The sequence below is a fragment of the Sorangium sp. So ce176 genome (assembly GCF_051519835.1).
In the GTDB taxonomy this organism is placed as follows: domain Bacteria; phylum Myxococcota_A; class Polyangia; order Polyangiales; family Polyangiaceae; genus Sorangium; species Sorangium cellulosum_G.
This window is the reverse complement of sequence record NZ_CP150371.1, coordinates 11,373,759-11,392,423: the sequence shown is the minus strand read 5'-3', so window position 1 is coordinate 11,392,423 and position 18,665 is coordinate 11,373,759. Positions and strand designations below refer to the sequence as shown.

The window sequence follows — 18,665 nt, the reverse complement described above, 5'->3', positions numbered from 1 at the left end:
CTCGGGGACGGTGCGCAGGGCGCGCCGCCTCCCCGACGCCTGGAGCTCCTCGACGTCATCCGGCGTGCGCGACGATGTCCCCCAGCACCGAGTAGCGGAGCGCCGCGAGCGCCCAGCGCTGATGCCCCGCGATCATGGCGTCGGTCGCGTCCAGGTATTGACGGATGCCGCTCGCCGAGCACGACGAGAGCACCTTCTCCTTGACTTCCTGGTACTCTGCAACCCGGTCATCATGCATTTGCCGTAATCGCGCGGTAGCCTCGTCGAGCGTGAGCCCGCCCTCGTCTCGGAGGACGATGATCAGGTTGTGTACCTCACCCGACCTCAGCTCCTTGTCGAGCGAGAAGTGATCGTTGGTCCAGCAGAGGATATCGTTACAGATCTCGCGCACCTTCTGTAGCTGCGGCTGCTGTACCACCTCCAGCGGCAGCGGTTGATCGAGCAGCAGCTCGATCAGATCACAGTAAGGATACACAGCTCCACTGTACCGTCGCATCATGATGTATTCATCGATGCTCGGGACCCTCCGCCGCATACGGTTGTTCGCTTCCCATAGGTTGGCCTCGTAGTAGTACTGGAAATGCGACAGCCAGCGGTTCAGGAAGAAGTGGGGATGGCCCCCCTTGATACGATCGCGGATGTCCAGCAGCCCGCGCGTCAGAGGGTCATCCCTGTCCGGCTCGACGTACCCGAAGAGCTCGCCCAGGTACCTCTCGTTGAGCCGCGCGACGGCCTCGGGATCTTCGCTGAGCTTGCCCTCGTCATAAGCATCGTCCAGGAGGAACAGCACCGCTGTGAAATCCGAGGCCAGCTGCAGGGTCTGCACGCTCGCGGAAGGGAATACCCAGGCTGCCAGGTGGGCTCCCTTCGCTGCCTTGACGCGCGATAGCGCGCGGGTGTCGTTCGCCAGCCGCAGCCGGCGGACCCAGTGCAACGTGCGACGTTCGACGACGTCGACCTCGGGATGACACGACGCGGTAAACGGGTACTCGAAATGATCCGCTGTGTTCTTGGGTACGACGACGCTGCTTCGATTGGACGACATCATGGACTCCATCGCAGACGGCGGGCCTCCTGCCCGTGTTGCCGCGAGCGCGGGGCGGCGGCTCGCGGCGTGTGCGGAACGTTTTGCGGTGAGCTGCTGCGCGCGACGGTGACGTCACGCGGCGAGCACCTCGATGGGGAGCGCCCGCGGGCAGCGGGTGTTGAGGGCCGAGTTCCATTCGAGGCGCTCGGTGCGCAGCTCGATGCGACGGCATCGGCCCAGGAGCTCCTCCATCACGATACGGGCCTGAGTCCGGGCCATCAGGGCGCCGAGGCAGTAGTGGGCGCCGTGGCCGAACGCGAGGCTGCCCTGAGCGGGCCGCGCAGGATCGAAGCGGTCGGCGTCCTGGAAGCGCGCCTCGTCGCGGAGGCCAGAGCCCAGCAGCAGCGCCACCATCGCGTGGGCGGGCAGGCGCACGCCGCCGAGCTCCGTCTCGGCGAGGGTCAGCCGCATGGTGACATGCACCGGCGGCTCGAAGCGCAGCACCTCCTCGATGAAGCGCGGGATGAGCGTGGGCTCGGCGCGCAGGCGATCCGTCCACTCGGGGCGCTGGGTCAGGATCAACACCATGTGGGTCAGCAGCGTCTCGGTCGTCTCCAGCCCCGCCACCAGGATCAACAGGAGGAGGGCGGTCACGTCCCTGTCCGTGAGCGCGGCGTCGTTCACGCGTGTTCGGAGCAGCTCGCTCACGAGGTCGCTCCCCATCCGCTGACGGCGGCTCGCGAGCAGCTCCTGCATGAACTTCTCCATCTCGTCGATGGTCCGGCGCACCTCGTCGAGCCGCGCATGGTCCTCCGGCGAGGTGGTCCCGACGCTGACCATGTCGACAGTCCAGCGAACAAACTGCTTCTCGAGCGAGGGATCGAGGCCCAGCAGCCGGACGAGGGCACGGATCTGCGCGCGGCACGCGAATTCAGAGACGAATTCAGCCCTGCGGCGTCGCACCAGCTCGTCGACGAGCCCCGCGGCCGTGGAGCGCATGTGCGGCTCCATCGAGCTCACCATGGCGCTCGTGAACGATCGATTGATGAGGTTGCGTAGCTGCGTGTGCCGCGGCGGGTCTGCGAGGATCGGGGAGTCAGACAGCGGATTGTGACGCCCGAGGTGGGGGGGCTCCGTGGCGGCGCGCATCCCCGCGGACGAGAACACCTGCGTGTTCTTGAGGGCCGCCTGGATGTCATCATACCGACTTACCGCCCACATACCATGGGGATCCACCTGGCACACCGGCGAATTGCGCCGCAGCTCCGCATAGAAAGGATACGGATTCTCTCGGACATCAGGAGCAAATAAGTTCAGTCGACTCATCGCACTCTTCCTGTGACGTGGGAGGGCACCGCCGCGGCTCGACGGCGGAGCACATGGGCCGGACTGCCGTATCGCAGCCCGTCAGGTAGCGTCATCGCGAGGCGCCATGGTGCTCATGCCGCTCCCCGTTGGGAGCGGCTCGCCCACGGCACCTGGAAGAGCACGAATCGATCGTCGCAGGGCGCATCGGTGCGATGCGTCAGCGCGTCGTCTCCTGGACGCATCTCTCGCCAGCAGGCCACGAGACAGCCGCTGCGCGGCCCGAGCCGACGCTCGAGCTGCCGCCTTACGTGCTGAATCTTTCGGTCGTCCCCGCGCTCGCCAGGAGCGAGCGCGCGAGACTCACGCGGGATCGGACTGCTGCGAGGACGCCGCCCGGTGCATCATGAGACCAGAGCCAACAAGCGCGCGTTCAAACGCTCTTGCCTGCTGCGGGTTTCTGATGGTTTGGTCGGTGCTCCTCCATCTAAGGCCGGGATGGTATACTATGGGGACGAATGCGCAACTGTATTCTTTGCTCATGAACCGTGCGCGAAGACCGTCGCGCGCTCGAGGCTCTCTCGGTACCGAATCTGTGGATGCGGCGGCCAGACCAGGGCACGTCACATCGCGCCAAGCACAAAAATCCTGCAAGAAGGCCGGGCGCGCGCTTCATGACCACGCGTCAGGAGACCTGCTGCAGGGAAGCTCGCCGCGACGGCCTTCCAGTGGAGAGGGATCGCGCTCGGCAGCCGGTGAACGCTGGATGTGCATGGCGTGTCGCGCGCGACTGTGCAGCGATGAAACCTTCAATCGTCTCGGCTTTCATTCGTGAATCCCCGGCGCGCGACCTCGACGCCTTCAAGGCGTCCCGTCGGAGCGGACCGAGGAGAGAGAAAGCCCGTGGCGCTCGTCCGAAAGACTGCCTGTGGCCTTCCACGAGAATGTTGGCAGCAGAGGAATTCACCGAGAATGTGAGGCGCATGGCAGCGTGACGCGACGAAGCAAGAGTTCGTCCGCTCGCTATGCAAGATGAACGCCTCGGCTCATCGGAGCGCGTTCAGGACGCCTGGATGCCCTCGTGGCGGCGTCCATGTCGCGGGGCGCTCGACCTCGCGCTCGGCACGTCCTCCGCCGCGGTGAAGGCGCTCCCCTAGGGAATCCCCCTCCTCCGCGGCGCGCCGGCCTACGCCGGGACCGCCTCGATCACAGTCGTCGGGCTGGCTGTGGGGAACGTCCGCGAAAGGCGGAAGCCGGCGGCGGAGAGGAGCGCGCGGTACTCCGCCTCGGTGCGCTCCCGGCCGCCGCCGGCGACGAGCATCGCCAGATCGAAGACCTTGCCGAAGTCCGGCCCGTTGCCCGGCTGGATCACGGCCTCGACCACCAGGAGCCGGCCGCCGTCGGCGATCGCGCGGCGGATGTTCCTGAGAAGGACGAGGGACTCGTCGTCGCTCCAGTCGTGGAGGATGGCAGAGAGGATGTAGGCGTCCGCTCCCTCGGGAACGGAGCGGAAGAAGTCGCCGCCCGTCACCTCGCAGCGCGCGGCCACCCCCGCCCGCTCCAGGCTCGCCTGCGCGTCGCGGACCACGTGCGGCTTGTCGAGGAGGACGCCGCGCATCTCCGGATGGCGCGAGAGGATGGACGCGAGCAGCGCCCCGTGCCCGCCGCCCACGTCGACGAGGCGGCGCACCCCGGAGAAGTCGTACGCCGCCGCCGCCGCGCTGTGGATCTGCGTGGCGAAGGACGTCATGGCGTCGTTGAAGCGGGCCGCGGCCTCCGGCGCCGTCTCGAAGTACTGGAAGAGGTTGTCGACGCCGTAGAGCCGCGTCGGCGCGGGCTTGCCCGTCTCCACGCAGCGCAGCAGGTCGATCACGCTGTGCTGGCACCACGCGTCGCCCGTCATGAGCGCATAGGCGCGGAGCGAGCCCGGCGCGTCGCTCCTCAGGCAGTCGGCGAGCGGCGTGAGCCCGAAGCGGCCCGGATCCGTCTCCGCAAACACCCCGACGGAGGTGAGCGCGCGCAGGACGCGATAGAGGGAGGGCGCGTGGACGCCGGTGGCCTCCGCGAGCGCCTCGACGGCGACAGGGCCATCCTTGACGCGATCCGCGATATCCAGCTTCGCGGCCGTGACGATGGCCTGCGTGATCCAGGAAGCGGTGATCATCTGAAGAACATGCGCCGACGGAGGCATCGATTGTTCATGCATGGTCAGGTTTCTCCCGAGATCGTGCTACGTGAACAGCGCCGCCATGGCAAGCCTCGCCCAGGGCGGCACCCGCGCGGAGCAAGGCCTCGCCGCCGAGCGTGGAGGGCGCAGGAGGTACGAGGAGCACGCGTTCACACATGCCCTGTCCGTGAGACCAGCATGCCGTGATCGTGAAACATGCCTCGACCATGCGACCGGTCGGTCATATGAGTGACCGGTCGCATGCCGAAGAGCACGTTCTTTGGGCTGCCCGAGGAGCGGCGGGATCGCCTCGTCCGCGAGGCCATCGCCGAGTTCGCGGACAGGACCTACGCCGAGGCCTCGCTGTCGCAGATCGCGCGCCGCGCGCGCATCCCGAAGGGCAGCTTCTATCAGTACTTCGACGACAAGCTCGACCTCTACCGGTGGCTCCTCACCGAGGAGGCGCCGCGGCGCAAGCGCGCGCTCGTGGGCGCCGCGCCGCTGGAGGGCGACTTCTGGGCTCGCCTCGAGGCCGTCATCGAGCGCGGCATGGCGTTCCTCGTCGAGCACCCGCGCCTGGCCCGCCTGTCCGCGGCGGCGGCCGACCCGACGGCGGACGCCGAGGTCCGCGGCCTGCACAAGGCCATCTGCGAGGCGGGCGCCGCGGAGCTCCGGGCCCTGCTCGCGGAGGGCGTCGCGAGCGGCGCCGTCCGCGCCGGCGACACAAGCCTATCGGCTCCGACGCTGCGTAGGTTCATCCACAGGAGGGCTCTCATGATCCGATACGATTTCTCCGGACGGGTCGCGCTCGTCACCGGGGGCACCTCCGGTATCGGCCTCGCGACGGCGCGCGCGTTCGCCCGCGCGGGGGCGCGCGTCGCCGTGGCCGCCCGAGGCGAGGACGCTGTCGACGGCGGCTTCCTCGCCGCCTGAGGTGCGCGCGGGCGCGCCCGGCGTCTGCCCTGGGCGCGCGCGTCGCGCGTCGACGGCGCGGCCCCCCGCGCGCGCACATTCGCTGCGGCGCCTGCTGCGGTTCGCGCTTGCGGCGTGTCCCGCTGCGGGCTCACCTGGGTCCTCGCGTGCGACCCCGGCTGCGCCGGCGGGTCGCGCGAGCCCCTGACGCGCCCGCGCTCGGCGCCCCACGACGGAGTTCTCATGCAACAGAGGCAGATCGCGTTCCTCATCTATCCTGACATGACGCCGCTCGACCTCATCGGGCCGCTCCAGGTGGTCAAGAACCTCGAGAGCTTCGGCGCCTTCGACGTTGTCACGGTCGGAGAGCGCCTGGAGCCGATGCCCACCGACGTCGGGATCGGCATGCAGCCGGAGCGGACCTTCGAGCAGGTGCCCGAGCCGTTCGCGCTCGTGATCCCCGGCGGGCTTGTCGGCCCGATCAAGGCGATCGCGAACGACAAGCTGATGGCCTATGTCCGCTCCGCGGGGAAGACCGCCGAGCTGCTCGGCTCGGTGTGCACCGGGTCGATCATCCTCGCCGCGGCGGGGCTGCTCGAGGGGCGCAGCGCGACAACGCACTGGACGTTCCTCGAGCACCTCGGCCGCCTCGGCGCGGTTCCTGTGCGCAAGCGGTGGGTCGAGGACGGCAACGTCATCACCGCCGCGGGCGTGGCGGCCGGCATCGACATGGCGATCGCCCTTGTCGCGCGGCTCGCGGGCAACGACGTGGCGCGCACGATCCAGGCGATCGTCGAGTACGACCCCGAGCCGCCGCTCGGCCCCATCGACTGGCGCTGGGTCGAGGACGCGAAGATCGGGCCCACGCTGCTCGAGAGCGTGACCCCCGCGCTGCGGGACATCCTGGCCGGCAAACCCGAGCTCGCGAAGAAGCTGTTCCCCTGAGGGCATGTCGGCGCCCCGCGCCCCGCGCCCCGCGCGCGGCCGACGTGACCGCGGCGCACAGGTCACCTCGGCCGCGCCGGTTGCGCCGGTTGCGTCGGTTGCGCGGGCCGCGTCGGTCTGTTACACATTGCCGCTGACGCAAGAGGAGAGTGCTCCGGTGAAGATCAGCTCCTGAATCGGTCTCCGTCGCAGGTCGCGAGCGCGCCAGGCCCCTTTCGCCTGGCCGCGCGACGCAGCCTGCCCGTCCCGTGACCGGGCCGCGTGGCCCTCAGGATTCAGGAGCTTGTATGTCGTCGTTGCGCGCGCATCGTCTCTCCTTTTGTTATTCCGACGCGTCCCCGATCCTCGCGGACGTCGATCTCTGCGTGACGCCCGGCTGGTACGGGATCGTCGGGCCGAACGGCGCCGGCAAGACAACGCTCCTCCGGCTCTTCGCCGGCGAGCTCGCGCCCGACGCGGGGAGCGTGCGCCTCGATCCGCGGGGCGCGTCGATCGCGGTCTGCCCGCAGGCCGTCGAGCACGCCGGCGCGGCGATCCGCGCGCTCGGCGCGGCCGACGACGGCGCGGCGCGCCGGCTGCGCGGCGAGCTCCTGCTGGATCCGGCGGCGCTCGAGCGCTGGGCCACGCTGTCGCCCGGCGAGCGCAAGCGGTGGCAGATCGGCGCGGCGCTCGCCGCGGCGCCTGACCTGCTCCTGCTCGACGAGCCGACGAACCACATCGACGCGGACGCGCGGGCGCTGCTCGTCGGCGCGCTGAGCGGGTTCCAGGGGATCGGGGCGTGCGTCTCGCACGATCGCGAGCTCCTCGACGCGCTGACCGTGGGCACGATCCGGGTCGATCGCGCCGCGGCGCGGCTCTATCCGGGCGGCTACAGCGCGGCCAGGGAGCTCTGGGAGGCCGAGGCGCGCGGGCGCGAGGAGGCGCACCAGCGGCTGCGCGCCGAGGAGCGGCAGCTCCGCCGCCGCCTCGGCGAGGAGCGGCGGGATCAGGCCGCGGCCGACGCGCAGCGGAGCATCGGGAAGCGGAGCAAGGGCCCGCGCGATCACGACGCCCGGGGCATGCTGGCCAATTTCCGCGTGTCGTCGGCCGAGGCGCGGCTGTCGCGCACCGTCGGCGTGACGCGGAGCAAGCTCGAGAAGGTGTCGGCCGAGGCGGGAGAGTTCGAGTTCGAGAAGGCGGTGGGGCGCAGCGTGTTCGTCGGCTACGAGCGATCGCCCGCGCCGTGGCTGTTCGTGCTCGACGCGCCCGAGATCCGCGCGGGCGGCGGCGAGGGCCCCGCGCTCCTGCGGGACGTGCGGCTCAGCGTCGGCCGCGAGGACCGCATCCGGATCGCCGGCCCGAACGGGGGCGGCAAGACAACGCTGGTCAACGCGCTGCTCGCGAGCGCGCGGGTGCCGGCGAACAGGGTGTTCCACGTGCCGCAGGAGCTCGGAGAGGCCGAGGAGCAGGCGCTCATCGCGGCGGCGCGGCGCCTGCCCCCGGAGGAGCGCGGTCGGGTGATGTCGCTCGTGGCGGCGCTCGGCGTCGAGCCGGGGCGCCTGCTCGCGTCGGCGCGGCCTTCGCCCGGCGAGGCGCGGAAGCTGATGATCGCGCTGGGCCTCGGGCAGCACGCGTGGGCGCTCGTGCTCGACGAGCCGACCAACCACCTCGATCTGCCCTCGATCGAGCGGCTGGAGCGCGCCCTCGCCGACTACCCGGGCGCGCTGCTGCTGGTCACCCACGACCCCGCGTTCGGGCGGAGCTGCACGTCGATCCTCTGGACGGTGACCGAGGGCGACGTGCGGGTGTCATCCGACAACGCCGACCGACGCCGGCGCGTGAGCCCGACGCCCTGAGCCGTCGCGGTGGGGGCCGCGGCGCCGGCGCATGACCCGCGCCGGCGCCGCCGCGGCCGCGCTCACGGGAGGACGGGCGTGCCGCCCATCTCCTGGAGCACGGCGTCGGCGCCCGACACCGCATCCATCACCCACTGCATGTAGCGGTGATCGACGTGGATGGTCCGCGTGATCGACGGCATGAAGAGCCAGTCGGACGCCATCGCCTCGTAGTTGCCGTCGAAGGCGAGGCCCACGAGCTCGCCGCGCGCGTTCAGCGTCGCGGAGCCGGAGTTGCCGTTCGTGATGTCGAGATCGCTCAGGAAGCAGACAGGGACCTCGCCGAGCTCGTCGTCCACGTACGGGCCGAACCGCTTCTCGCGCGCCGCCTCGAGCAGCGCCTCCGGGGCGTTGAACGGCGGCTTGCCTGTGTTCTTCTTCACGAGCTCGCTCACGACCGTGAACGGGCGATAGACCGGCTTGTCGATCTCCGGCTTGTAGCCCCGCACGGTGCCGTACGTGATGCGCAGCGTGCCGTTCGCGTCGGGCGCCAGCATCCCGCCCCTGTACTCGCGGAGCGCCTCGACGAAGCGCGGCTTCACCAGGGTCATCGCCCCGGCGTACGCCTTGTCGCGCGCCTCGATGGCCCTCTCGACGGGCGCGAGCTCCAGCGCCAGGCGGATCATCGGATCCCGGCTCTCCTTGAGCTCCTCGACGGTGGCCGTCTTGAGCAGCTTGACCCGGGCCGTCGCGTCCTCGAGCGCCGTGCCGGCGTAGATCGCGTCGATCGCCGCGCCGAGGGCGGCCTCTGTCGGCGCCTGCCCGCCCGCGAGGCTCCCGATGAGCGCGGGCCGCTCCTTCGGATCGAGCCGCAGCGCGCGCCGCGCGGCCAGCTTGAAGGTGCCCTGATCGATCGTCCGGCTGTACGACTTCTGGAGCGACACCTGCGCCTGCTCGAGGCGCTCCCAGTTGCGCTTCTGGTACTCGGGGTCGCGCTCGGCGTCGGCCCTGGGCCGCTCCTCGGCCATGCGCACGATCGTGACCGCGGCGTCGAGGAGCCTCGCGGACGACAGGATCTCCGACACCGTCGCGTCGTGCTCGCGCGTCTTCTGCTGCTCGGCGTGCGCCGCGGCGATCTGCTCGATCGCGCCGCCGTACGCCGCCTTGCGCGCCGGGTCGGCGTCGATCCAGGCCTTGAGCTCCGCCTCCAGCTTGGCCTTCTCCCTGGCCAGGCCGCCCTGGACCAGCCCGTCGAGGAGCCCGCGCGTCTTGAGCAGGTAGTTGCTGTAGCCCTGGATTGTCGGCTGCGCCTTGATCCTCACCGCCGGGTCGTCCTTGCCGAGATCCTCGAGCAGGGCGATCGACTCTTCGTAGAACGACACCCGCTTCGGGTATTGCCACGACACGGCGGACTCCACCTCTGCCGCGGTCCGGAGCCGGTTCGTCGTGCCGGGATAGCCGGCGACCATCACCAGGTCGTCCTGGTTGAGCGGCGCGGACGCGAGCTTCAGGTGGTGCGCCGGGCGGTACGGCACGTTGTCGTCGGCGTGGCTCGCCGGGCGGTTGTCCTTGCCGACATACGCCCTGAAGAAGGCGAAATCGCCGGAGTGGCGTGGCCAGCGCCAGTTATCGATATCACCGCCGAAGTTGCCGATGCCCTCGTGCGGGACATAGACGATGCGGACGTCCTTGATCTCGAGCTGCTCGATCAGCGAGACCTTGCCGCCCCCGAAATACTCGGCAATGGAGCAGCGGACCTCGGGGCGCCCCTCCTCGCACGCGGCCACGAGCTGCTTCTTGCGCTTCTCGATCTCCTCGTAGCGCTCGAGGTCGCCCGTGATCGACGCGATGCCGCGCCGCACCTCGTCGGTGACGTCGCGGAACGCGCGGGTCACGAACACGCGCGCGGTGGGGCCGGCCCACTTCTCCTCGGCGCGGGTCCTCGCCAGGTAGCCGTTCGTCAGGAGGTCTTGCTCCGGGGTGGAGTTGTACTGGAGCGCACGCGTGGAGCAGTGGTGGTTTGTCGCGATGAGCCCGTCGGCCGACACGAACGAGGCCGAGCAGCCGCCCAGGCTCACCACCGCCCCGAGCGGAGACGCGGTGGGATCGGTGAGCGACGCCGGATCGATCTCGAGGCCGAGCGCCTTGAGCTGGTCCTTGTGCTGCGCCATCTGCTCGGGCAACCACATCCCGCCGGGGTTCTCGAAGGGCGCCCCCTGCCCCGGCCCCGACGCCGGCGGCCTCGTGTCGCCCGCCTGCGGCCGCTCCGACCCGCACCCCGGCGCGAGCGCGGAGAGCGCGAAGAGCGCAAAGAGCGCATGACCACGTGGAGAGAAATGAAACATGCGGTCTTGTTACCATCGCCGGTGCGTAAAGCAACCACACCGGACCTCTCCAGTGGCGCCAGGCAAGCGCTGTGCGCGCGGCGAAACTGCGTATTTCGACCGCGGCGCCGCTCCCTGCGTGGCGACGAACACCGGAGTTCTCCGATGTTCGTCGAAGGAGAGATTCACCTTCTTCAGCGCGCTTGCCGGAACTTCATGTTCTCGGCGTCCGGCGGATGGACTGGCATGCGCGGCGATCCGGTCATGTCGCGCGCGGGCCGCCGCGCGCGGCGTCGCCCCCGAGCGCCTCCTCGACGGCGCGGTCGATCTCGCGCTGTCCGGGACGCGGTCCCCGCCGCCGCGGGCGCCGAGCCGCTCGACGCATCGGCGGGCCGCCATGGCCACCGAGGGGCTCGGTCGGGCGGCGCGCGCTCGCCGCTCAGTCCACCTGGTGGGCCCGGAACGAGACGACCCCCCGGCTGCCCTCGAGACAGCGGTGGATCCACGGCGCGTCGCGCGCGGCCACGGCGATGAGCCGCACGTCGCCGGCGCCGTCCAGCGTCTGCAGACCCTGGAAGCCGACCATCTTGGCTTCCTCCAGGGTCATCACCTGCGCGCCCGTCTCCTTCAGCACCTCGGCGCTGAGCAGGTCGGCGCTCCCCGTTCCCTCGGCGAGGTACACCTCGAACACGGTCATCATGGGGCCATGGTCGCCGGGTGGCGCCTCGTCGACAAGGGCCGTCGCGCGCCCGTCACGCGCGTCAACTCTTGCCCGCCGCCTCGCGCTTCGTCTCGAGCTCTTCCCACCGGCTCACCAGGCGCGCCGCCTCCTGCCTGGCGCGGTCGAGATCCGAGAGCAGCCCCGCGACCTCGGCGCCGCGGCTCGAGTAGAGCGTCGGGTCGGCGAGCTTCGCCTCGAGCTCGCGGACCTTCTGCTCGGCCTCGTCGATCCGCCCGACGATGCCGTCGAGCTCGGTCCGCTCGGCGTACGTGAGCTTCGGCGCGCCGCCTGCCCGCGCGGCGGTCTTCGCCGGCGCCTGCGCGGGCCGGGGCTCCGCGGCCTGCGCCCTCGCGGCCCGCGCCGCGGCTTCGGCTTCGACCTCGGCCGCAGCGTGGGCGCGCTGCTCGCGGTAGGCGTCGTAGTTGCCCGCGTACCGCACCACCCGGCCGCCGCCCTCGAACGCGAGGATCGAGGTCGCCACCCGGTTCAGGAACCAGCGGTCGTGGGTCACGACGAGCGCCGAGCCGTCGAGCTCGACGAGCATCCCCTCGAGCGCGGCCAGGGTCATCACGTCGAGATCGTTCGTGGGCTCGTCGAGGATGATCACGTTGACGCTCTGGGTGAGCATCTTCGCGAGCGCCACGCGCGCCCGCTCCCCGCCGGAGAGCGAGCCGACCGGCTGCCGCGCCTTGTTCGGGTCGAAGAGGAACCGCTCCAGGTAGCTGCGCACGTCCATGGATCGGCCGCCGACCTCGACGCGCGTGTGGGAGCCCGCGATGTTCTCGAAGATCGACTTGTCGAGGTCGAGCCCGCTGCGGTGCTGGTCGAAGTAGGCGATGCTCGAGTTCTTCCCGAGCACGACCTCGCCTTCCATCGTGGGCCCCTCGGCGGCAGCGCCGTCGCCCTCGGCGGTGACCTGGCCGAGGATCGCCCGCAGCATGGTGGTCTTGCCCGTCCCGTTGCGGCCGACGACGCCGACGCGCTCGCCCTTGGTGAGGGAGAAGTCGAGGCCGCGCACGAGCCACTTTCCGTCGACCGCGAGGCCGAGCTTCTTCAGCTCGAGGATGGTCTTGCCGGTGCGCACCGACTCGACCGAGAGCTGCGCTGTGCGCTCGGCCTTCGGCGGCGGGGCGGCCTTGGTCGTCTCCGCGCGCTGGATGCGCGCCTTCTGCTTGCCGGTGCGCGCCTTCGGCTGGCGCCTCAGCCACTCGAGCTCGGTGCGCAGGAAGTTCTGCCGGTTCGACTCGGTGCGCGCCTCGAGCGCGAGGCGCTCGGACTTCTGCTCGAGGTACTCCTCATAGCCGCCGTCGTAGCTGTAGACCTTGCCCTTGTCGATCTCGAGCGTCCGCTCGACGACCCTGTCGAGCAGGTAGCGGTCGTGGGTGATGAGGAGCAGCGCGCCGGGGTGCTCCTCGACGAGGTAGCGCTCGAGCCACTCGACCGTCTCGACGTCGAGGTGGTTGCTGGGCTCGTCGAGCACGGCGAGCGCCGGCCGCGACACGAGCAGGCGCGCGAGGGCGACGCGCCGGCGGTCGCCGCCGCTGAGCACGCTCATGGGCGCGTCGGGCCGGGTGACGCCGACGTGGCCGATGATGGCGTCGACCCGGTGCATCATGTCCCACCCGCCGAGCCGCTCGACGTCCGCCGCGGCCTCTGTCTGCGCGGCGAGGAGCGCCTCGGCGTCCCCGGCGCCGGCGGCGAGCGAGCGGCTCACCTCGTCGTGGCGGGCCTTGGCGGCGTGCCACGCGGAGAGCCCGGCGAGCACGACGTCGCGCGCTGTGTCGGACGGCTCGAAGACAGGGTCCTGGGAGAGCACGCCGATCTCGGCGCCGCGGCGGCGGGAGATGGTGCCGCTGTCCGGCAGCTCGACGCCGGCGAGGATGCGGGCCAGCGTGCTCTTGCCGGAGCCGTTCAGCCCGACGAGGCCGACGCGCTCGCCCGTGCGGATGGTGACGGTGACGCCGTCGAGGATCGTCTGCGGGCCGAAAGCTTTGTGGAGATCGTGAGCGGTGAGGACAGGCACAGGGCGCGGAGCTTAGCGCAGCGGATGCCGCAGGGGCCCGCTTTGCTGAGGAGGCGCCGTCGACGCCCCGAGCGCGGGCGGCGACCCCGGGCGGCGCGCCGCTGCGCAGGCTGCTCGCCTCGATCAGCGGCGCGCCGCGCGCCGCGCGTCCAGATCCTGCGGGTCGAGGAGGACGGCAGCTCCTCGAACACGGCATCTGGCGCCCACGAACGAGGTTGGCGCAGCTCGGGCCGGGGACGGCTCTACCGATGTGCCCGGGGCGCGGCGCCGCCCCGCCCTGCCCGCCGTGATGGAAGAGGGTGGGTGAGCAGCGCTCTGCGCAGGCGAGGGCGCTCAAAGCAGGCTCTTCATTGTTCCGGTGAATCGCCACACTCGGGATCGCCCCGGCGCGAGACAAAGGGTTCTCCCCGGTGGCAACGGGCTCCGACGCGACCCATCTTCGTGCTCCAGGTCAACAGCTGGCGCGATCTGTCACGCAGCGCTGTCGCGCGTCGAAAACGCCTTCGAGGCACGCTGCTCGCAAGGAAGAAAGGAGGCACAGGATGCGAGATCGATTCGAAAGGGACACGGGTTACGGACGAGCCGAGCGCGGTTGGGACCAGCGCTACCAGGGCGAGCGGAGCCATTTCACCGAGCACGGCTGGAATCCCGACGAGCGCCGCAGCGCGGGCTCGATGTACGATCACGGGGCTGCCTTGCGCGACAACCGCGACTGGGGCCGCGAGCACGCGCGCACGTACGGGCCCACGGGGCAGCGCGACGACGCGCGCCGCTCTCTCGAGGACCGCCGCTTCGACGGCGGCGACCGTGATGCCGGTGACCCGGACCGCGGCTGGAGCCATGGCGGCCACGATCCAAGCCGCAGCTTCGGCGGCAATCCCCTCCCCGCCTCGGGCAGCGCGTACAGCTTCAACCTCGGCGGCGCCTATCATCTCGGCATGACCCGCGTCGTGAGCCCCGAGGAGGCCTGGAGCGACGGCCCGTACCTCGGCGAGGGCCACGATCGCCGCGAATCCGGCCGCTCGGCGCTGGAGGGTGTCAGCCATACGCTCGGCGCGATCGGAGACCGCGTGCGCAGCGCGTTCGGCCGCGGACCGAAGGGCTACAAGCGCTCGGACGCGCGCATCCAGGAGGACATCTGCGAGATGCTCTCGTACCGCAATGACATCGACGTGAGCGACGTCACGGTCGAGGTGCAGAGCAACGAGGTCACGCTCGAGGGCACGGTGCCCCAGCGCAACCACAAGCGCATCATCGAGCAGGTCGCCGAGAGCGTGCGGGGCGTCGAGGACGTGCACAACCGGATCCGGGTGCAGCGGGCCATCGAGCCGACGACCGAGCCGACGACCCGCTCGACCGCCACGGCGGGCACGATGGGCGACGCCGCCCTGGCGGGCACGCCGCAGGGAGCGCCTCGCCCCACGGAGAGCCACACGGCCCGGATCTGAGCCCGGATCCGGGCGTCCGGACTCCATGGCTCCGCGGCGCCGTCACCAGCGCGCCCTGGCCTGCTCTGCCGCCTTCCTGGCCTCGGCGACGTCCGGCGCTATCAGGGCGCTCAGCCGCTCGACAATGGCCGCTGGCGCGGATTCGGGCGTGCCCGCCTGGTACGGCGGGTCGGGGGCGTACTCCATGATGAGCTGCGCTGTCTGCGCGGCCGCCTCACCGCGCATCTTGGCGGCGATCCGGAGCCCGAAATCGATGCCTGACGTGACGCCGCCGCCCGTGATGCGGTTGCGATCCTCGATGTACCGGGCGTCGACGCGCTCGGCCCCGAGGAGCGGCAGCACCTCGCGCATCGCCCAGTGCGAGGTCGCGCTGTAGCCGCGGAGCAGCCCTGCCGCGCCGAGCACGAGCGACCCCGTGCAGACGCTCGTCACGTAGCTCGCCGTCTCCGCGCGCGCCGCGAGGAAGTCGAGCACCTCGGCGTCCTTCATCACGGCGATGGTGCCCGCCACGCCGCCTGGGACGAAGAGGACAGCGAGCTCCTCGGGGCACGCCTCGAACGTCGTTGTCGGCAGGAGGGTGATGCCCGAGTCCGTCGTCAACGGGTCGAGCGTCTTCCATACGAGGTGTACCTTCACGTTGTCGAGCATGCTGAAGGTGGTCTGGGGTCCGATGAGGTCGAGCGCGGTGAACCCAGGGTAGACGAGCATGGCAATGTGCTGCATCGAGGCGCCCTCTCCTTCCGGCGTCGCGGGGGGTTGTCCGGGGCCGCCATCGCCGTCCGGCGCGCACCCGCCGAGCGTCTTCAGGGTCGCGAGCGCAGCGCCCGCGGCGGCGATATCGAGAAGCTGTCGTCGTCTCATGGTGTTCACCTCCATGTGTCGTGTCTGGCGGTTCATCCTGATACGCGCCGCGACAGCGCTCGACAATGCGACACGTTGTCCTGCGACGCGCTGTCGCATCGCCAGGGCGAGCGCGAGCTTCTTCTCGATCCGGATCTTCCGGCGAGGGTCGATCGCTGGTTCACGACGTGCGATGTGCCTCCCCCACGCCGCGCGACGTGCCTCCCCCGCGCCGCGCGAGGAGCAGGCGCTCCTCGGGCGGGCAGCTCGGAAGACCCCTCGCGCCACCGGGACGTCCCTGCGGACGATGTATCAGGCGCAGCTCAGCGATCCGGCGGATCGGCCCGGTAGACAGGCTTCGGACCGGCCGACGCGGAGGGCACCGCGGCCCCAGGCCTGGCGCCCGCAGCGCTCGTCGTGCCGAGCGGCGCCGCCGAGGGAGCATTCACAGTCACCGCGCCCGCGTCGCGCGCGGCGCCCGCGTCGCTCGTGGATGCCCCCGCCCCGCCCGTCTCGCCGCCCGGCCCGACGAACCGGACCCGCCCGAAGCGCCGCGCCCGGTGGAAGTTCCCCTCCCCCAGGATGGGCGACCACGCCGCGCCGCCGTTGTTCTGCATGGCGTAGAAGTTCATCCGCCACACGTCCCCCGGCGACGGCGGCGCCGCCTTCGCCTTCGCGAACGAGCTCCACGGGATCTTCGCCTCGACAACGTACCCTCGGTCCTCGTCCGAGTCGTCGTCGATCGTCCCTCGCAGCTCCACAGCGCTCACGAGCCCCGCGCTCCACGCCTGGTGACCGAAAGGCCCGTTCGGGCCGCCCCTCGGAGCGTTGTAGTCGTCGAACTGCGAGTCGAAGACGAGGTTCTGGGGGCCTATCTGGATCTCGTAATAGTCCTTGTTGTCCCCGTCGCCGTCCGGGTCGATCATCACCTCGACGGTGTCCCGCTCCCAGAGGTGCGGATCGCTCGCGCCCTGCGGGAACCCGCCGGTGATCGTCCCGTCGTTGACGTCGAACCCGACGTAGAGGAACGCGTCGTCCCAGAGCAGCCGCGCCTCGCCCTGCGTCGGCAGCGACCGGTCCTCGCGGCCGGTGCCCGCGTTGACGAACGGGCCAGTCCTCGCGGCCGCCTGCCACGCCGGCTCGTCGAGCCGGCCGTCGATGGTGACCGCGGCGCCGGGCGCGAGCTTGCGCACCGAGAGCTCCTTCACGGCGGCCGGCCGCCCCCGCGGATCGGCGTCCGCTGTTCGACCCGCACCCGCGCTCGCGGAGGCAGGCGCCCGGCCGGCCGACCCGGCAGGCGCGGCCCCCTGCTCGCCCCCGCCGCCCCTCGAGCACGACGCGGCGAAGGCCGCGCCGAGCATCACAAGGGCCAGCGCGCGCGGGCGCGCGCCGTGCGCGCCATGCGCGCCGTTGAACGAGCGCCGCTGGCTGCAGGGCCGGCGCATCGCGGCCGCCGCTACTTCCGGCCCTTCTTGCGGGCGTCGCGCTCGCGCTTGCGCTGCGCCTTCTTGGCGTTGCGCTCGGTGGCGCTGAGCGTCTTCATCTTCGTCAGGGCCGGGCCCCCCGCGCCGGCGCCCGGGAAGCCGCCCATGCCCGGCATCCCCATCCCGGGGAAGCCCATGCCCGGGAAGCCCATGCCCGGCATGCCCATCCCCGGCATCCCCGGCATCCCCGGCATCCCGCCGCCGGCCATCATCTGCTTCTGCATCTCGCGCATGTTCTTGGCCATGGCCGCCTGCTTCATGCCGGGGATCTTGCCCATCAGGCCCATGTTCTGGCCGAGGCCGCTCATCATCTGGCGCATGAAGAGGAACTTCTGGACGAGCTCGGTCACGGCCTCGGGCTTGGTGCCCGAGCCCTTCGCGATGCGCTCCACCCGCTTCGGCTCGCGGACGAGCGCGTACGGGTCGCTCTTCTCCACGCGGGTCATCGACTGGATGATCGCCTGGATGCGGACGAGCTCCCGGTCGTCGAGGTTCACGTCCTGCGGCAGCCCGCCGGGGAACATGCCGCCGAGGGGCAGCTTGTCGACGAGGTCCTTCAGCGACCCCATCTTCTGGATCATCCGCACCTGATCGAGGAAGTCCTCGAGGGTGAAGTCGCCCTGGAGCATCCGGGCGGCGTCCTTCTCGGCCTTCTTCTGGTCGACGACCTCCTCGAAGTCCTGCATGAGGCCGACGACGTCGCCCATGCCGAGGATGCGGCTCGCCATGCCGTCCGCGCGGAACGGCTCGAACTTGTCCGTCGTCTCGCCGATGCCGCTGAAGAGGACCGGCGCGCCCGTGACCTCCTTGATGCTGACCGCCGCGCCGCCGCGGGCGTCGCCGTCGAGCTTCGTCAGGACGACGCCGCTGATCGACAGCCGCTCGTTGAAGCCGCGCGCCGTCTTCACGGCGTCCTGGCCGATCATCGCGTCGACGACGAGGAAGATGTTGTCCGGCGAGGTCGCGTCCTTGATCTGCGCGAGCTCCTGCATGAGCGGCTCGTCGATCGCGAGGCGGCCGGCGGTGTCGTAGATGATGACGTCGCGGCCGAGCCGCTTCGCCTCGCCGCGCGCCGCGGCGCAGATGGCCACCGGCGACTCGCCGGGGAGGTTGAACACGGGGACCTTGAGCTGCTCGCCGAGCACCTTGAGCTGCTCGACGGCCGCGGGGCGCTGCATGTCGGCCGCGACGAGCAGCGGCTTGCGCCCCTGCTTCTCGAGGTAGCGCGAGAGCTTCGCGCAGCTCGTCGTCTTTCCGGAGCCCTGGAGGCCGACCATCATGATGCCCGTGGGCCCGCCGTCGGCCCAGGCGATCTCGTCGCCCTCGTGGGTCATCATCGCCTCGAGCTCGTCGTGGCAGATCTTGATGAAGTGATCGCTCGCCGAGACCTGGTGGACCTCGCCGGCGTGCTTCACCCGCGTCTCCAGGGTGCGGCCGACCGCGGCCTCCTTGACCCGGGCGAGGAACGCCTTGACGACCCCGATCTCGACGTCTGCCTCGAGCAGGCTCAGCCTCACCTCGCGGAGCGCGGCGTCGATGTTGCTCTCGGTGAGCTCCGTGAGCCCGGCGAGGCGGTTTCTGGCCTGACGAAAGCCCCGTGTCAGCGTGTCGAACATGGCAGGGCGGTCTTAGCACAGGGGACCGCGAGCGCGGAT

The 18,665-nt window shown here is 70.8% G+C and carries 13 protein-coding genes; 4 read left to right on the top strand and 9 right to left on the bottom strand.

Annotation, left to right across the window (positions count from 1 at the left end; genetic code table 11):
- Positions 1-55 precede the first annotated feature (55 nt).
- The 3 genes from WMF42_RS43040 to WMF42_RS43030 all read right to left on the bottom strand — a co-directional run bounded on the left by WMF42_RS43040 (position 56) and on the right by WMF42_RS43030 (position 4,523).
- Complete coding sequence (locus WMF42_RS43040) at positions 56-1,048, bottom strand: terpene synthase family protein (RefSeq protein WP_437689023.1); 993 nt, start codon at positions 1,046-1,048, stop codon at positions 56-58.
- Positions 1,049-1,159: 111 nt separating this feature from the next.
- Positions 1,160-2,353, bottom strand: coding sequence for a cytochrome P450 (locus WMF42_RS43035; protein ID WP_061611264.1), 1,194 nt, complete (start codon positions 2,351-2,353; stop codon positions 1,160-1,162).
- 1,165 nt (positions 2,354-3,518) lie between these two features.
- Positions 3,519-4,523 (bottom strand): methyltransferase, encoded by a 1,005-nt coding sequence (locus WMF42_RS43030; RefSeq protein WP_420895032.1) that lies wholly within the window; start codon positions 4,521-4,523, stop codon positions 3,519-3,521.
- 237 nt (positions 4,524-4,760) lie between these two features.
- Here WMF42_RS43030 and WMF42_RS43025 point away from each other — a divergent pair, with 237 nt between their 5' ends.
- From WMF42_RS43025 to WMF42_RS43015, 3 genes are all read left to right on the top strand, one after another.
- Complete coding sequence (locus tag WMF42_RS43025) at positions 4,761-5,432, top strand: TetR/AcrR family transcriptional regulator (protein ID WP_275936205.1); 672 nt, start codon at positions 4,761-4,763, stop codon at positions 5,430-5,432.
- 222 nt (positions 5,433-5,654) lie between these two features.
- A complete protein-coding gene (locus tag WMF42_RS43020) occupies positions 5,655-6,356 on the top strand; it encodes a DJ-1/PfpI family protein (protein WP_061611269.1) in 702 nt (233 codons plus the stop codon).
- A 287-nt stretch (positions 6,357-6,643) separates the two neighbouring features.
- Positions 6,644-8,191 carry an ATP-binding cassette domain-containing protein gene (locus WMF42_RS43015; RefSeq protein WP_437689020.1) on the top strand — a complete coding sequence of 516 codons (1,548 nt, stop codon included), beginning with the start codon at positions 6,644-6,646 and terminating at the stop codon, positions 8,189-8,191.
- 62 nt (positions 8,192-8,253) lie between these two features.
- Here the strand turns inward: WMF42_RS43015 and WMF42_RS43010 are convergent, their stop codons facing one another.
- From WMF42_RS43010 to WMF42_RS43000, 3 genes are all read right to left on the bottom strand, one after another.
- Positions 8,254-10,515 carry a S46 family peptidase gene (locus WMF42_RS43010; RefSeq protein WP_437689018.1) on the bottom strand — a complete coding sequence of 754 codons (2,262 nt, stop codon included), beginning with the start codon at positions 10,513-10,515 and terminating at the stop codon, positions 8,254-8,256.
- Between the two features lie 418 nt (positions 10,516-10,933).
- Positions 10,934-11,194, bottom strand: a complete 261-nt coding sequence (locus WMF42_RS43005; RefSeq protein ID WP_061611260.1) for a hypothetical protein — start codon at positions 11,192-11,194, stop codon at positions 10,934-10,936.
- Positions 11,195-11,255: 61 nt separating this feature from the next.
- Positions 11,256-13,238 carry an ABC-F family ATP-binding cassette domain-containing protein gene (locus WMF42_RS43000; protein WP_437689015.1) on the bottom strand — a complete coding sequence of 661 codons (1,983 nt, stop codon included), beginning with the start codon at positions 13,236-13,238 and terminating at the stop codon, positions 11,256-11,258.
- Between the two features lie 542 nt (positions 13,239-13,780).
- Between WMF42_RS43000 and WMF42_RS42995 the strand changes: the two genes are divergently transcribed.
- Positions 13,781-14,686, top strand: a complete 906-nt coding sequence (locus WMF42_RS42995) for a BON domain-containing protein (RefSeq protein WP_437689014.1) — start codon at positions 13,781-13,783, stop codon at positions 14,684-14,686.
- A 42-nt stretch (positions 14,687-14,728) separates the two neighbouring features.
- Here the strand turns inward: WMF42_RS42995 and WMF42_RS42990 are convergent, their stop codons facing one another.
- The 3 genes from WMF42_RS42990 to ffh form a co-directional block, all read right to left on the bottom strand.
- A complete protein-coding gene (locus WMF42_RS42990; RefSeq protein ID WP_437689012.1) occupies positions 14,729-15,547 on the bottom strand; it encodes a DJ-1/PfpI family protein in 819 nt (272 codons plus the stop codon).
- Positions 15,548-15,849: 302 nt separating this feature from the next.
- Positions 15,850-16,971 (bottom strand): carbohydrate-binding family 9-like protein, encoded by a 1,122-nt coding sequence (locus WMF42_RS42985; RefSeq protein WP_437689010.1) that lies wholly within the window; start codon positions 16,969-16,971, stop codon positions 15,850-15,852.
- An 11-nt stretch (positions 16,972-16,982) separates the two neighbouring features.
- On the bottom strand, positions 16,983-18,626 hold the full coding sequence (gene ffh / locus WMF42_RS42980) for a signal recognition particle protein (protein WP_437689008.1): 1,644 nt from the start codon (positions 18,624-18,626) through the stop codon (positions 16,983-16,985).
- Positions 18,627-18,665: the final 39 nt, after the last annotated feature.